Source organism: Mesobacillus sp. MER 48, assembly GCF_023714225.1.
GTDB lineage: Bacteria > Bacillota > Bacilli > Bacillales > Cytobacillaceae > Mesobacillus > Mesobacillus oceanisediminis_A.
Genome location: NZ_JAMAUR010000004.1, coordinates 236578 through 251048 on the forward strand (window position 1 = coordinate 236578; position 14471 = coordinate 251048).

Annotated in this window: 18 protein-coding genes; 10 read left to right on the forward strand and 8 right to left on the reverse strand. The window is 42.3% G+C overall.

Annotated features, from left to right (window positions below; translation table 11 throughout):
• Positions 1 to 22 precede the first annotated feature (22 nt).
• Positions 23 to 727, forward strand: coding sequence for a nicotinamide riboside transporter PnuC (gene pnuC / locus M3593_RS15955; protein ID WP_144475142.1), 705 nt, complete (start codon positions 23 to 25; stop codon positions 725 to 727).
• Positions 724 to 1761, forward strand: coding sequence for a multifunctional transcriptional regulator/nicotinamide-nucleotide adenylyltransferase/ribosylnicotinamide kinase NadR (gene nadR, locus M3593_RS15960; RefSeq protein WP_285848077.1), 1038 nt, complete (start codon positions 724 to 726; stop codon positions 1759 to 1761). The genes pnuC and nadR overlap by 4 nt, the downstream gene beginning before the upstream one ends.
• A gap of 515 nt (positions 1762 to 2276) precedes the next feature.
• On the opposite strand, the gene M3593_RS15965 is transcribed toward nadR, so the two are convergent.
• Positions 2277 to 3479, reverse strand: a complete 1203-nt coding sequence (locus M3593_RS15965; protein WP_251543924.1) for an MFS transporter — start codon at positions 3477 to 3479, stop codon at positions 2277 to 2279.
• Positions 3480 to 3760: 281 nt separating this feature from the next.
• Between M3593_RS15965 and M3593_RS15970 the strand changes: the two genes are divergently transcribed.
• The 3 genes from M3593_RS15970 (at position 3761) to M3593_RS15975 (ending at position 5198) form a co-directional block, all read left to right on the forward strand.
• On the forward strand, positions 3761 to 4390 hold the full coding sequence (locus M3593_RS15970; protein ID WP_483308930.1) for a cell wall hydrolase: 630 nt from the start codon (positions 3761 to 3763) through the stop codon (positions 4388 to 4390).
• 140 nt (positions 4391 to 4530) lie between these two features.
• Complete coding sequence (locus M3593_RS24075) at positions 4531 to 4659, forward strand: hypothetical protein (protein WP_285848076.1); 129 nt, start codon at positions 4531 to 4533, stop codon at positions 4657 to 4659.
• 20 nt (positions 4660 to 4679) lie between these two features.
• Positions 4680 to 5198 (forward strand): GNAT family N-acetyltransferase, encoded by a 519-nt coding sequence (locus M3593_RS15975; protein WP_251543920.1) that lies wholly within the window; start codon positions 4680 to 4682, stop codon positions 5196 to 5198.
• A 52-nt stretch (positions 5199 to 5250) separates the two neighbouring features.
• On the opposite strand, the gene M3593_RS15980 is transcribed toward M3593_RS15975, so the two are convergent.
• The 5 genes from M3593_RS15980 to M3593_RS16000 all read right to left on the reverse strand — a co-directional run bounded on the left by M3593_RS15980 (position 5251) and on the right by M3593_RS16000 (position 8585).
• Positions 5251 to 5538, reverse strand: a complete 288-nt coding sequence (locus M3593_RS15980; protein WP_144475139.1) for a hypothetical protein — start codon at positions 5536 to 5538, stop codon at positions 5251 to 5253.
• A gap of 5 nt (positions 5539 to 5543) precedes the next feature.
• Positions 5544 to 5927 carry an SHOCT-like domain-containing protein gene (locus tag M3593_RS15985; protein WP_144475138.1) on the reverse strand — a complete coding sequence of 128 codons (384 nt, stop codon included), beginning with the start codon at positions 5925 to 5927 and terminating at the stop codon, positions 5544 to 5546.
• Between the two features lie 12 nt (positions 5928 to 5939).
• Entirely contained in the window at positions 5940 to 6305 is a 366-nt protein-coding gene (locus M3593_RS15990; protein ID WP_251543918.1) for a DUF2089 domain-containing protein, read from the reverse strand.
• Positions 6306 to 6457: 152 nt separating this feature from the next.
• Entirely contained in the window at positions 6458 to 7285 is an 828-nt protein-coding gene (locus M3593_RS15995) for a glycerophosphodiester phosphodiesterase (protein WP_144475136.1), read from the reverse strand.
• Between the two features lie 232 nt (positions 7286 to 7517).
• On the reverse strand, positions 7518 to 8585 hold the full coding sequence (locus M3593_RS16000; RefSeq protein ID WP_144475135.1) for a type I restriction endonuclease: 1068 nt from the start codon (positions 8583 to 8585) through the stop codon (positions 7518 to 7520).
• 201 nt (positions 8586 to 8786) lie between these two features.
• On the opposite strand from M3593_RS16000, the gene M3593_RS16005 reads away from it, so the two are divergent.
• The 5 genes from M3593_RS16005 to M3593_RS16025 all read left to right on the forward strand — a co-directional run bounded on the left by M3593_RS16005 (position 8787) and on the right by M3593_RS16025 (position 12482).
• On the forward strand, positions 8787 to 9407 hold the full coding sequence (locus tag M3593_RS16005; protein WP_144475134.1) for a pyroglutamyl-peptidase I: 621 nt from the start codon (positions 8787 to 8789) through the stop codon (positions 9405 to 9407).
• Positions 9408 to 9434: 27 nt separating this feature from the next.
• On the forward strand, positions 9435 to 10151 hold the full coding sequence (pxpB, locus tag M3593_RS16010) for a 5-oxoprolinase subunit PxpB (protein WP_144475133.1): 717 nt from the start codon (positions 9435 to 9437) through the stop codon (positions 10149 to 10151).
• Positions 10152 to 10156: 5 nt separating this feature from the next.
• Positions 10157 to 10924, forward strand: a complete 768-nt coding sequence (locus tag M3593_RS16015; RefSeq protein WP_144475132.1) for a LamB/YcsF family protein — start codon at positions 10157 to 10159, stop codon at positions 10922 to 10924.
• Positions 10921 to 11856, forward strand: a complete 936-nt coding sequence (locus M3593_RS16020) for a 5-oxoprolinase subunit C family protein (protein ID WP_144475131.1) — start codon at positions 10921 to 10923, stop codon at positions 11854 to 11856. Before M3593_RS16015 ends, M3593_RS16020 begins: the two co-directional genes overlap by 4 nt.
• Positions 11857 to 11966: 110 nt before the next feature.
• A complete protein-coding gene (locus tag M3593_RS16025) occupies positions 11967 to 12482 on the forward strand; it encodes a CBO0543 family protein (RefSeq protein ID WP_144475130.1) in 516 nt (171 codons plus the stop codon).
• A gap of 216 nt (positions 12483 to 12698) precedes the next feature.
• On the opposite strand, the gene M3593_RS16030 is transcribed toward M3593_RS16025, so the two are convergent.
• Both M3593_RS16030 and M3593_RS16035 read right to left on the reverse strand, forming a co-directional pair.
• Entirely contained in the window at positions 12699 to 13904 is a 1206-nt protein-coding gene (locus M3593_RS16030) for an MFS transporter (protein ID WP_251543917.1), read from the reverse strand.
• Entirely contained in the window at positions 13901 to 14362 is a 462-nt protein-coding gene (locus M3593_RS16035) for a MarR family winged helix-turn-helix transcriptional regulator (protein WP_251543916.1), read from the reverse strand. Before M3593_RS16035 ends, M3593_RS16030 begins: the two co-directional genes overlap by 4 nt.
• Positions 14363 to 14471 lie beyond the last annotated feature (109 nt).

Genomic DNA, 14471 nt, shown 5'->3' on the forward strand with positions numbered 1-14471 from the left:
AAGCTTGTGGGGAGTGTATGAAATGAAGATATTAAAGGATTGGACAGCATTTGAAAAAAGCTGGCTGTTGATCTTTACAGCGGTCAACATCTATCTGTTTTTCGCCTGGAAGGATTCGCTTCTGGGGCTGATTTCTTCGATTACGGGGATGCTGTGCGTTGTGCTTGTGGCGAAAGGGAAGATAACAAACTATTATTTCGGTATTATCCAGACTTCTACATATGCTTATATTTCCTATACATATGGCCTATATGGAGAGGCAATGCTGAACGGCCTGTTCTATTTCCCGGTACAGTTTATTGGAATCTATATGTGGAAAAAGAATCAAATCAAAGACATTGAGAGCGTCAAAGGGGAGGATATCCCTGTCCAACGCCTTACAAAGGAGGGATGGATCAAGCTTATTGCCGTCATCGCAGTTTCAATAGTCGCTTATGGCTTCTTCCTGAAATACCTTGGAGGCAAGAGCGTCTGGATCGACTCGGCCACAAATATACTGTCGGTCTCCGCACAAATTTTGATGCTGAAGCGTTTTGCTGAGCAGTGGGCCCTGTGGATTTCCGTCAATGTCCTGTCCATCATCCTCTGGATTGGAGCATTAGTATCAACAGGGGGCAATGACATTTCAATGCTCGTCATGTGGTCCGCATTCCTGGTGAACTCTATCTATGGTTATATTAACTGGACGAAAATGTCTAAGGATCAGAATTTGAGGGCTGCAGCATGATGATTGGCAAAGTAGGGATGTATGGGGGCAAATTTATCCCAGTACATCTTGGGCACGTCTACGCAATGATTAAAGCAAGTACAATGGTTGATGAACTTCATGTCATTGTTTCCTATGATACTGAGTATGAGAAAAATGTCCTTTTCAAGGATGCCAGAATTCCTTATATTCCTTTTAGACAACGTATCAGATGGTGGAAGCAGTTGACGAAGGACCTGGCGCATGTCCATGTCCATGCCATTGAAGAAATACAGACAGGACAATTTTCTGATTGGGAAAAAGGGGCGGATGCAATCAAGCAAGCGATTGGAAAAGAAATTGATGTTGTGTTCAGTTCCGAACCTCGTTACAGCGAATACTTTGATGTTCTATATCCAAAAGCAGAGCATATTGTGATTGATGCCGCCCGCGAGAAGTATCCGGTTTCGGCGACAGCGATCAGACAGGATGGGGCCCTGAAGCACTGGGAGTTGCTTCCTCAGCCGGTCAGGACTTTCTTTGTAAAAAAGGTAGTCATTGTCGGAACAGAGAGCTGTGGAAAATCCACACTTGTCCGGAATCTTGCTGCCCTGTACAATACAGCGTTTGTTGAGGAAACAGGCCGTACGTACTACGAAAGACTTGGAGATTGCGAAACAATTACCCAGCCAGCAGATTTTCCCGAAATCGCCATTGAACATAAATACCATGAAAAGCAACAGCTGGAAAGTGCGAATAAAGTATTATTTATTGATACAGAAGCCGTGGTCACCCAATATTTTTCCCTGCTGTATGTAAACGAGCATCAGCCTGTATTGGACACGCTTGCCAGCATCCAAAACTATGATTTATGGCTGTTCCTCGAACCTGATGTTGAGTGGGTTGATGATGGAACCAGAAGCTTCGGTGAACAAGCTGTCAGGGAAGCCAATAACGAAGCTTTGAAAAAGATGCTGGATGAGCGTGGGGTAGCTTATGAGACAATCAGAGGGAGCTATGAAAAAAGATTGCGAAAAGCGATTAAGCTCGTGGATCAGCTTTTATCAAATTCGTGAAGGCATAATAGTTCATAAACAGGCATCAACCTCGCACGGTTGATGCCTGTTTTTTTATTGTGGTCATGACGGACAGAAATACGAGATTGGAAGTGGGAATTGTCCATCATCATCCCGATGATGGACAGAAAAGCGAGGTCAGAGGTGAAAATTGTCCGTCATAGGCTCGATGACGGACAGAAACACGGTTCTGAAAGAGAAAATTGTCCGTCATACCCTCGATGACGGACAGAAATGCGATTTTGAAAGAGAAAATTGTCCGTCATAACCCCGATGACGGACAGAAATGCGGTTTTGGAAGAGAAAATTGTCCATCATAACCCCGCTGATGGACAGAAATGCGGTTTTGGAAGAGAAAATTGTCCATCATAACCCCGCTGATGGACAGAAACACGGTTTTGGAAGAGAAAATTGTCCATCATAATAAAAATGACAAAACTTCCTAATATATTAAAAGAATCCTAAATGAAAAGGAAGCTGCCTGACTTCTGCAGGCAGCTTTGGATAAAAGTTGACTAGCTTATACTCTGTTCATGATCGGCGACGGCTCTTAAATTACGTGACCTTATGAAGAAGGCTGCCGTCATGGATATGGCTAATATGCCAAAAATCACGCTCATTTTTTGAAGCCCTACTGCGTCAAGCAGGAATCCTGTTAAGAGCAGGACAACCTGGAAGAAGACCCGGTCCATCATGTTCCGGAACGAGAAGAAGCGGCCATGGAAATCTTTCGGTACCCTTGTCTGGAAGATCGTTGCTGCAGTCGGGAAGAAGCAGCCAACGGAAAAACCAAACATCAGGAAGGCGACGATCGTCAGTACTGGCTGATCGGCAAAATACAGCATCAACTGGGATAAGCCGATCAGCATCGAGCTGGAAAACAGGATTTTATAAGGTGAGAACTTATGGCTGATCCGTTTGATCAGAAATGCTCCGGTCATGAAGGCGAGACCTTCTGCCGTATAGATCCAGCCTTTGATTGCCGAGCTCTCCTGAAGTTCACTAATATTGATGACGACCAGGTTGAAGCCTCCGAGAAATATGAGCGGAATCAAGGTAAGGATCAAGGTCATCATGACGATCGGCAATTTTAAGATAACAGGGAAGACATCCTTGAATCCCTGTTTATGGTTATCTGTAGCAGCAATGATTGTCTTCTTTTCTTCGAATTGTAAAAACCATGTGAGACCAAACAGGACAAGATAGGCAGCCATCGACAGGAGATAAACGGCATTCAATGGAATGGCCACCAGAAGGATTCCAGCCGCTGCAGTCCCGATGATGCGTGATAATGTGGAAACATTCATATGGACACCGTTCAACTGAAGTAAGTCCTTTTCATCGACAACAAGGGGAATCGCCGCCTGGAGTGCTGGAAAATAAAATGCAGCGGATACTTGAAGCAATACAAGGAAGACGAGCATCCACCATACTGATCCAGTTTGAATGGCTATCAGCATGAAAGCGACACTGATCACCCGAACGAACCCTGAAATCAGCATGACTGTCTTTTTGCTGTATTGATCCGTCAATCTTCCAGCAAGTGGTCCTACGGCAATGCCAGCAAGTAAACCGGCTGCCAGCAGCAGCGATTTTAAAAAGTCAGAAGGAATCTTCTCCTGCATAAACTCGAGGTTTCCAATAATACCAAGCCACAACCCTAATCCGGCAATAAACTCACCAGTCAATAAAATCCAAACATTCTTATTTCTCCACATATAGTTTGTGCCTCTCGGTTTCTCATGAATTTTTTATATACTCAATTATCGGGTATTTGCAAAACTTCGTAAAGCTAAATATTTTTATATATGCTTTTAAACGATTCACTGGACCAAAAAGATACGAAAATAAGAAATATATACCACTCCATTTAATGTTTTCCATTCTTTTGGACGAGTTTTCCATTCCGGAAATAGGGAACTTTCATAAGGAATAGAAAATGGGGAGGTGAGTGGGAAACTGCATCGGCAGGCATATTGCCTATAATAACAGAACGGGAGTGGAGAATTTGAAGAAGTACATAAAGAGCTTGGCAGCGGCAGCAGTCATTTTAGCGGTCCTGGGTTTCGGACAGCCTGAAACAAAGGCTTCTGGAATCAAAATGGGATCGGCAGGATCAGAGGTTACATATGTTCAATCCGTTTTAAAGAAGCTAGGATATTTTAATGACCAAACAACCGGTTATTTTGGTCCCATTACTACCGAAGCAGTCAAGGCGTTTCAGAGGGATTTTGGGCTGGAAGCAACCGGAGGGATGGGACCGCGGACAACCCAATTGATCAATGATATTGATATGATGGCTCATGTCGTGAACGGTGAGTCAAGAGGAGAGAGCTACCAGGGGCAGGTAGCAGTTGCAGCAGTCATTTTAAACAGGGTGGAATCGAAGGATTTTCCGAATACAGTTTATGACGTCATCTTCCAGAGGAATGCGTTTACCGCGGTGTATGATGGGCAGTATCAGCTTCAGCCGAATTACATAGCTTACCATGCCGTGAAGGATGCATTGCTTGGCTGGGACCCTTCCTATGGCTCTGTTTATTACTACAATCCTAGCTTGGCAACAGATCAATGGATTTTTACAAGAACAGTCACAAAACAGATTGGCAATCACAACTTCGCATACTGAACTGAAAGCACCGGTTTATAGAAAAACCGGTGCTTTTATGCATCTAGCGGTAAAAAAAGGCACAAACTAGCTTCTGAGAAACTATGTTAGGAAGGGACAGCAAATCGTGCTGTTCTAGTATCAAACTAGGAGGTACCGACATGACCAAAAAGGAAGTTCAGTTCAAACAAAGCTATGAATCAGACGGGAAAATGGAAAAAAAGAAAAATGAAGCAAAGAAAAATGACAAAAGTGCCAACTTCTTTAACGTAACACCGGCCAGCGAATAGAAGTCAAAAGGAGCAGTGAGATGGAAGAAGAACAGATCGAAACCGCTACAGAAGAAGATTTGCCTGTAATTGGCGAAATGTTTGCCGATTGCAAGGAATATCTTGAATCAAGAGGCATTTTGCAATGGGATGAGAAATACCCAAACCATGAGTATTTTGAGAATGCGATGGAGGGGGAAGAGCTGTTCGTTATGAAAAAAGAGGAGGCCACCATTGGAGTGATGGTGCTCGACGAGTGGCAGGCTCCTGAATGGGAGAACGCCGACTGGACAGATACAGATGGGAAGCCTCTTGTTCTACATTCGTTTTGTATCGACCCTGCCGCACAGGGCGGAGGATTTGGAAGCAGGATGCTCCAATTTGCCGAGGATTTTGCCAGAGACCATGGATATGCTGCACTCCGGCTTGATACGTACTCCGGTAACAAAGGGGCAGTCGGATTTTATGATAAAAGAAACTATAAGCAGACTGGTACCGTCAAGATGGAAGGCAAGCCGGAGGGGCATGAACTATATGTTTGTTTTGAAAAGCTGTTTTAATAATAATCGAAACCCTGCCTTCGGAAAAAAGAAGCCAGGGTTCCTTTCTTTTTTATAATTTTACCATGACCTCAGTGCCATCATGCAACCTTGCATCAACTAGCAAAGTTCCTTTATGCTTGCCCAGTTCGCGGATAAGTTCATTCATCAGCTGTCTGTTTAGTAAAGTAGTGAATAGTACGGCGGGAACTTGGTTATGTTGAAGATCCTGATTTGCCCATTTATGCATCTGGCTTTGGAATCTTTTAGATGCAAGAATCGAACTGGCAGCTTTTAAGATTGTGTACGGGACAGGGAGGGAAAATGCGATTTTATCTGTTTTGATTTTGATTTTCATCATATGTTTTACTCAATGACGACTTTAACTGTATCGCCATTTGCCGATTGGATGTCGACGATGTTCCCATCCAGTTCATTTTCAATGGCATCGATCAGCATATTGATGTCAAGGTCTTTCACGTATTGCTGGGATTGAGGGATTCCCGCAGCGATGCTGTACCCGGTTTTGAGAAGCGCCTTTACCAACTTGATCGGTACATTGACGTTCACATTGTCATTCTCCTTGGACACAATACGGATTTTTAGCGTTTTGTCTAAGTATTTACTTTGTTTCTGAGGTAAGACAGAAGTTTCCTTCTCCTTTAGTACGGCAATCAGCTGGGCACCTTTTTCTGAATCAATTTTTCCATCTTGGACCATCGTTAAAATTTTTGAAATTTCTTCACTCATCAAAAATTCCCCCTATTCACCTTTTAAAAGTTTGATTGCATCCTCAGGTGAAATTTCACCCTTCTCCAGCATTGCTACAATTTTCTTTTCATCCAGCTCATTTTTCTTTTGCGTGTCGTATCCAAGTGCAGTGATAATATCGTTCAGCTTTCCCCGGACAGTCGGATAAGAGATTCCAAGTTCTTTTTCTACTTCTTTAATATTTCCGCGGGATACAAGGAAGATCTCGATGAACTGTAGCTGTTCCTTTGTTAAAGAAGCAAGCTTCGAAAGTTCGAATTCATTTTCAATCGTCGTATCACAATGATTGCATTGCAGCTTGGTAATTTTAAGAGTTTGGCTGCAAACCGGACAATTTGTTAAGACAGGATATGCCATGATTGCCTCCTTCCATCGGTATTTAAGTATATTTTATGTATTGAAATTAAAAATGTAAATATTTATTTAAAAAATAATTAAATATTTTAAGTTAAAAATTAAAAATTTAAAGAAAAACAAAAAACCCATCCATGTAGGACAGGTTTTTTAGGTTAGTTTCGCGGATCTATATAATCTGGATAATCAGTAATAATGCCATCTACCTTCATATCAATCAGGAACTGTGCCGCTTCAGGGCTTCGTACCGTCCAGGATTGAATTTCCATCCCGAGACTATGCACCTTTTCGACAAGCTCTTTAGAAACCAGGCCATAGCTTGGATTGAAGAAATCAGCGTAAGTTGCGAATTCCTCAAGGGCAGCGTCAGTTGCATGAAGTTTTGAAGAGGTTAAGACACCAATCGGAACTTTTGGAAGCAGTGCGTCCATCTTTTTCATTGATTCAAAGTTGAAGGATTGGACAATGATTTTGTCATTCTGCGGCTTGTCCAAATTTCTTTCCTTCAATTCCTGTGCTACAGCCTCTTCGATTTCCGGATATAGCTCAGGTGACTTCAACTCTATCAAAATACCGATTTTCCCATGATAGCGGTCAAGCACTTCTTCAAAGGTAGGGATTTTTTCACCGGCGAATTGCTCGCCTTTGAAGCTTCCTGCATCAAGGCTGCGCAGCTCTTCTAAAGTCAGTTGACCAACTTTCCCAGAACCATCTGTTGTCCGATCAACAGTGGTGTCGTGGATCACGACCAATTCCCCATCCTTACTGCGCTGGACATCAAGTTCGATGTAATCTGCTTTCATTTCAAGCCCTTTGTCAAATGCAGCGATTGTATTCTCGGGGGCATAACCTGCAGCCCCGCGGTGGGCGACAGTATCAAACTGTCTGAGCTCTCCTGTGGTAGGTTCCGCAGCAAAGGCCTGTTGAAAAGGACTCAGCATGAGGGTTAAGGCAAATCCGGTTCCGATTAATGTTTTCTTCATTTCTCCATCTCCTCAGCATGTTTTATGTAACAATGTCAGATTAACGGAGAAGTATTAAGACGCTATTTCAAGACTGTTTAAAGAGAGTAATGGAATTATGAAAATTTTTAGGAACATTTTCTCAGGTTTGTTTACAATCGTTATTTGCAGAAGGATTAAACATATCTTTTATAGGAATAGGAGATGTGCAACAGCCAATATTCACTTTAAATGTGAATATTGGCTGTTCGCTTTAATTATATTTGCTTGATATTTCTATAAGCTTATCCTTATATTTTGTGATGTCAGAAACTTTATCAATATTAACAGTAGTTCTTTCATCATCATTGAATTGAATATATTTGTTAGCAGAATTAAATCCCAACCTACATACCCATTTTCTTATACTGTTATCCAGTAAAATATTAAAATAGCTCAGATTATCTCTATATGATATCCTTTCTTCAGCTATTGTATCTTTAATTAGTATCTTTACAATAGCAAAACCTTCAATTTCTTCTTCAGTAGTGGCTACTTGGGGCTCATCCTTAATTTTTATCGTTTCAGAGGTCGCTGATGCTTCCTTTTGAGCATCCACTTCTGAATTAGTCGTTTTTAATGCTGCATTCAGCTTGTCGTTAACAAGTTCATTTATAAATTGTTTAAATGCCTTTTTAATGATTGGTTCAAATTTCTCAAGAGTATTTTTGGTTTTAACCCCCTCATAAATTTGACTGATCATAAATTTAACAAATTCTTCAGTTGGAGTTTCTACTTGGTCGTTTAAGTAACCTTTAAGTTTATTGAGATATTTTAATTCAGAAGCTGTTGTAAAAATATTTTCTAGGTCAAAGCTGTTTTTCTTAAATTTAGCTAATTCTATAAGTGCACTATCTTTTAAATCCAAAATATTGAATTCGAAAAATGGGGAAGTGTCCATTTTATTCTGTTCTTCTAAATCTGTATAGAATCTATAAATAATTCCATTTGTTAAAATAGCAAATTTTGCAGAAGTAGTACCGAAATACCTAAATAATTGAGAATCGTGTTTTTGGAGTTTTTCATTTATCGACTTGGCTTCTATTAAAATTACAGGCTTGCCTTCATTCATGATGGCATAATCCACTTTTTCCCCTTTTTTTATTCCTACGTCCGCAACGAACTCAGGCGTAAATTCTTCTGGATTAAAGATATCGTACCCTAATATTTGAAAAAAGGGCATGATAATTGAAGTTTTAGTAGCTTCTTCAGTTACTACAGTGGTTTGTAATTTTGTTACCCGATTAGATAGAGTCTTAATTTGTTCAATGAAATTATCCATACATTATCCTCCTTAATATAATAAAGAAAGCGCTTACTTAATATTTTAATGTTATCATATATTTTTGTAAAATACTGTGAATTTATTGTAGCCTACACTTATATAAATATTTAAGATTCCGTTAAAGTCTTAATATTCTGGTAGAATAATATAAAAGTGTTTGTTAAAATCGAAAATTCCTAAAGAAGGTAGTGACCATTCATGAAAATTTTAATCTCGGGCTTTGAGCCTTTTGGAAAGATGAATATCAATCCTACTGAAAAATTACTTTCGGAAGCTGAGAAGTTTTCGATAGGGAATGTGGAAATCGAAACGATTTTGCTGCCGGTCAATTATGACGAGTGTGCGGAAGAACTGATCAATAAAATTGAAGAAATCCAGCCGGATGTAGTAATTTCCTGCGGACTGGCTGCAGGCAGGACGGCAATAACTCCTGAGCGGATTGGAATCAATATTAAGGATACCGGTTCAGGAGATCCTTATCCGGATAATAGAGGCAATATTCCAACGGACGAGGCGATTGATGAGCAAGGGCCGGATGGCTTATTCTCTACATTGCCTAACCGTTTAATCGAAAAGAACCTGAAGGAGCTGCATATCCCGGCGTCAATTTCAAACAGTGCGGGTACATTCATCTGCAATAACACATTGTATGCGGTTTTGAACCATATCCGTAAAAATAACCTGGCTATCAAGGCAGGTTTTATCCATTTTCCTGCATCGACAGAAATGTCTGCCCGCAATCCTTCTTTGCCCTCCTTGCCCCAGGAAGTGATGACTCAGGCATTGAAGGTGATTATCGATACATGTGCTTCATCATAACAAATCATGAATTTTAAGGAGGAAAAGATGCGTTTTGAGATCTCGCCGCTGGGTGACTCGGCGGTCCGTATTTCTTTTGGAGATACAATAGATGAAAAGATAAACAAAGAGATAACTGTTTTTTTAAACAAGCTGGAACAGGCGAGGGTCAAGGGCATTATTGAATGCGTTCCTGCCTACACGACATTAACGATTTATTATGAACCCGATGTCATTCCCTACGAGACTCTAATCAATCAACTTAAAACCCTCAATCATATTCCGGGAACATCCCGGCAAAACAAGCAGCTGGTCTATGAAATACCGGTCTTTTACGGGGGAGAATATGGTGAGGATTTAGGATATGTCGCAGAGTATCATGGTTTAGGGGAGCAGGAAGTCATCGATCTTCATGCTAATAGAGAATATCTCATCTATATGATGGGGTTCATGCCTGGGTTCCCTTATCTTGGAGGGCTTCCGGAAAACCTGGCTGTCCCGAGACTGGAAAAGCCGAGGCAAAGTGTGAAACCGGGAGCTGTCGGAATTGGCGGGAACCAGACGGGGATTTACCCTGCAAACGTTCCTTCCGGTTGGAGGATTATCGGCACAACACCTGTTAATTTATTTTCGCCGAAAAAGAAAGAGCCGTTCTTGTTGAGTTCAGGACATTACATAAAATTTGTGCCAATTAATGTGGAGCAATTTATAAGTATAAAAAGAATGGGTGACGGCTACCGGGTCAAGACGTATGAAAAGAGGTGAGGAAAGTGGTATCGGTTGACCTTAATTGTGACTTAGGGGAAAGCTACGGTGTATTTAAAATTGGCAATGACAGCGAAGTGCTGAAGCATATCACTTCGGCGAACATCGCTTGCGGCTACCATGCAGGAGACCATAATGTCATGATGGATACGGTAAAAATGGCAAAAGCACACGGAGTGAAAATCGGTGCCCATCCTGGCTTTCCGGACCTGCATGGGTTCGGCCGAAGAGAAATCAAGATGAGCGCCAGGGAAATATACAATCTGACCATCTATCAAATTGGCGCGCTCACAGCCGCTGCAAAGGCTTGCGATACAAGCATCGTCCATGTGAAACCGCATGGAGCCCTTTACAATCTGGCTGCAAAGGATCTTGCAGCTGCCGAAGCGATTGCCCGTGCTGTGGCAGATGTTGATTCCAATTTGGTATTATTCGGTCTTGCCGGGAGCTTCCTTGTTAAGGCGGGCAAGGAGACAGGACTGCAGGTGGCTCAAGAGGTGTTTGCGGACCGTACATATCAGCCTGATGGGAAGTTGACACCGCGTTCGCAGGCTAATGCCATGATTGATGACGCTAGGCTGGTGATGGAAAGGGTCATTCGAATGGTGAAGGAAGGTAAAGTCGCGGCAGTTGATGGTTCAGACATTGACATCCAGGCCGACACCATCTGCATCCATGGAGACGAGCCGCAGGCCCTTGACTTTGCAGTGAAATTGAGAGAAACATTGTTATCCGAAGGCATCGAAGTCGGCAGGAGCTGGGATGCAAAATGACAGTACCTCTTTTTAAAATAATCAAACCAGGTTTGCAGACAACAGTCCAGGACCTGGGAAGGACAGGTTATCAACAATATGGCATCAGTCCATCAGGAGCGATGGACACTTACTCTTTAAGAATGGCCAATTTGCTTGTCGGGAACCCGCCAGGTGAGGCAGGGCTGGAGGCAACGATGCTCGGTCCCGGTCTTGAAGCTCTGGGTGATGTGTCGATCGCCATTTGTGGCGGTGACTTGCAGCCTAAGGTGGAAAACAAAGAAGTACCGATGTGGAAAAATTTCGTTCTTAAAAAAGGAGAAACGTTGACATTTGGAAATGTGAAGAGCGGTGCGAGGGCATATATTGGTGTAGCTGGAGGAATAGATGTACCGCTCGTGCTGGGCAGCAAGTCAACTTTTATCAATGGCCGGCTCGGCGGATTTCAAGGCCGCGCCCTGGAAGCAGGAGATCTATTATATGGAACTCCATTTGTCAGGCGAAATCGGTTTTTACATAAAGATTTAATTCCTTCATATCGAAAACAACTGGAAATACGAGTGATTCTTGGGCCCCATCTTGATAAATTCCCTCAAAAAACCCTGAATCAATTTTTAGACAGCGAGTATACAATTTCAAGCCAATCCAATAGGATGGGATACCGGCTTGAGGGGGCGAGGCTGGAGACAATGGCCGGCTCCGATATTATTTCCGATGCCATCCCGCTCGGAGGCATACAGGTGCCGTCTAACGGACAGCCAATTATCCTTCTATCAGAACGGCAGACGACCGGGGGCTATGCCCGGATTGCCACTGTTATTTCTGTTGATATTCCGCTTCTCGCCCAGTCATTGCCGAGGACAAAAATCCGCTTCAAAGAAATCACGATTGAAGAAGCGCAAAAAGAATACCAGAAGCAGAAAAGACTGTTTAAGTTTTTATTTACTAATTGAATATCCAATCGCATGACCTTGCTCCTTTTGGACGCAGGTCTTTTTTAGTATAAAAAAATTCTCCACCGGAAATAACTGATAAAATCAGGATTCACGGGGAGAGAAGCAATATGTATCTATTATTGGTCATAGCAGTCTGGATTTTTTTCGCTTATAAATTTATTGATTGGTCCCAATGGAAGAAGCAGTATTCGACCATTCTTTTTTTCATGATGATCAATCTGCTCTACAATACACTTTATTATAATCACACTTTATGGGCTTTCCGCGGAATCACCGCTGAGTGGCTGAACCATTCGATTATCAATATGGCTTTCACGTTTTTCATCTGTCCGGTCGGATTGATGATCTATCTTCAGAGATTTCCGTCAACAAGAAGAAACCAGTTCATCTATTTGGGAACCTGGGTGGTCTTTTACTCCATTATAGAAGCATTATTCGCCCATAAAGGGATGTTCGTGTACGACAATGGCTGGAACAGCTGGCATAATATTTGGCTCAACCTGATTTTATTTGTTTTCATATGGGTTCATTACCGAAAACCAGTAATCGCATGGATTCTTTCCATACCAATTGCCGTGATCTTCTACTTATTATTTCCGTTCCCGCTGGACAGCCTAAAGTAAAAGAGGTGGATGAGTTTGTTGATCCAGAATGTATTGTCTGTACCGGTATTTCTCCTTTTACTCTTTTTGACCTATATCTCCATGTGGATTTATATCCGCAGGCATGAGGTCAGGAATGGGGATAGGGAATAAACAGCATGAATAAAGTGATTGCCCAAAGCCCGCAAAAAGGAAATCAGGTAGACAAAAACACGGTGGAAAGGATCCACCGTGTTTTTAGATTCCAATTTCTTCTGTCGTTTCAACAAATTGTTCCTTAGGTTTCTTTTTCTTAACGAAAATCAAGGTATAGGCAAGCATGAGCCCAACGAGAAAGATAACCGAGAATCCGTATATGAAGTGGTAGCTCGTGTAGGAAGCAAGCAGGCCAAGCCCGGCCGACCCGAGAGCCATTCCCAGATCCATCGAGGAAAAGTACATCGCATTTGCGGTGCCCTGTTTCTCCTTTGTTACTGCGCTTACCGCAATTGCCTGAAGTGTAGGTGCTACCGTCCCGTATGCAGTACCGTAAAAAACGGCCGCGACTAAAAGGGTAAAAGTATTTTGAGTGACCGCTAAAAGTGTCAATCCGATGATCCCTGAAGCGACTGCAGGGTAGATGATGAATTTATGCCCGTATTTATCGTACATTCTTCCTGATACCGGCCTGATGATAACCATCACAATCGTCAGGACAAGGAAGAACAGGGAGATGGTTGCCCCGAGGTTAGCCTCTTTTCCTAATTCCCGCAGGAAGCTTACGACTCCGCCAAGCGTAATCGAGAAGAAAGCTGTCAGGATCGCCGGCGTAAAGGCGTCTTTGTCAAAGGCATGCTCACGGAAATTGATCTTCTGTGGCTTAGCTGGTACAGGTTTTCGAGGGCTTTTTACAAAGATATTCAAGACAATGATCAGCAGTGTCAATCCGACTGAAATCGCAATCAGCATATTAAAAGAAAATACCTGGAGAAGGGCAAGTGCCAACATTGGCCCAAGGCTAGTCCCGACACTTGTTGCCATCCCATAATAGCCGATTCCTTCACCGAGACGGTGGGCAGGGATGATATTGGTTGCCATAGTCGAAAAGATTGTCGTAATGATCCCAAAACCAACTCCATGGAAAACTCTTAAAAGAAGCAATAATGCGACTGAATCCTGGCCGAAGCTCAAGGCAACAGTAACGGCTATCAGCCCGAGAGAAATAAGGCTCAACTTCTTGTAATCCATCTTCTGCATCAAGGAAGCGACAAAAAAACGGGTGACGATGGCGGCGACCATGAATACCGTTGTCATCAAACCGCCCTGCGCCGGATTGTTTTTAATGTCGGTAATAAAAGCAGGGAAGCCCGCAGTCAAAAGCTGCAGGCATATAAAAAATAAAAAAGCCATCAAAAGAATGGCCATAAACTGTGCTGTCCACAACTTGGATGTAGTGTTCATCATATTCCTTCTTTCTGATTGTTTTCCTCCAGAAGTCCAGCAATATTGTCTTCCAGTTCGGATAAAACTTCCTTGAAAATATCAAGATTGGCTGCATCAATACCATGGGTGATTTTCACGTAGATTTCCTCAATATAAGGAGTCACTTCCTCCACAAGCTTTGTGCCCTTTGGAGTGATTTCCACCAGAAACGAACGCCGGTCCTGGGGATTAGGGACCCTTTCAACATTTTCCTGTTTTACAAGGAGATCAAGGATTTTCGTCAGGGTTGCCTGGTCCTTGTCTGACCTGATCGATAATTCTTTTTGTGAAATCTTATCAGACTCATTCAGTGTGCGCAGGACACTCCACTGTTCAGTCGTAATATGGTAAGCCTTCAGATGATGATTGATGATTCGTGTCAGCTTCTTGCTTAACCGAACCGAAGCTGAGCCGATTGCTTTATCCAAAGTCATGTTCATGAGCGTGACCTCCTCAATTACCTTATATCATTTTAGCACGATAAATATTTTGTGTAAATATAATTTGTATACAAACTATATTTGTGTAAAAAAAACCTGGCAATTAAGC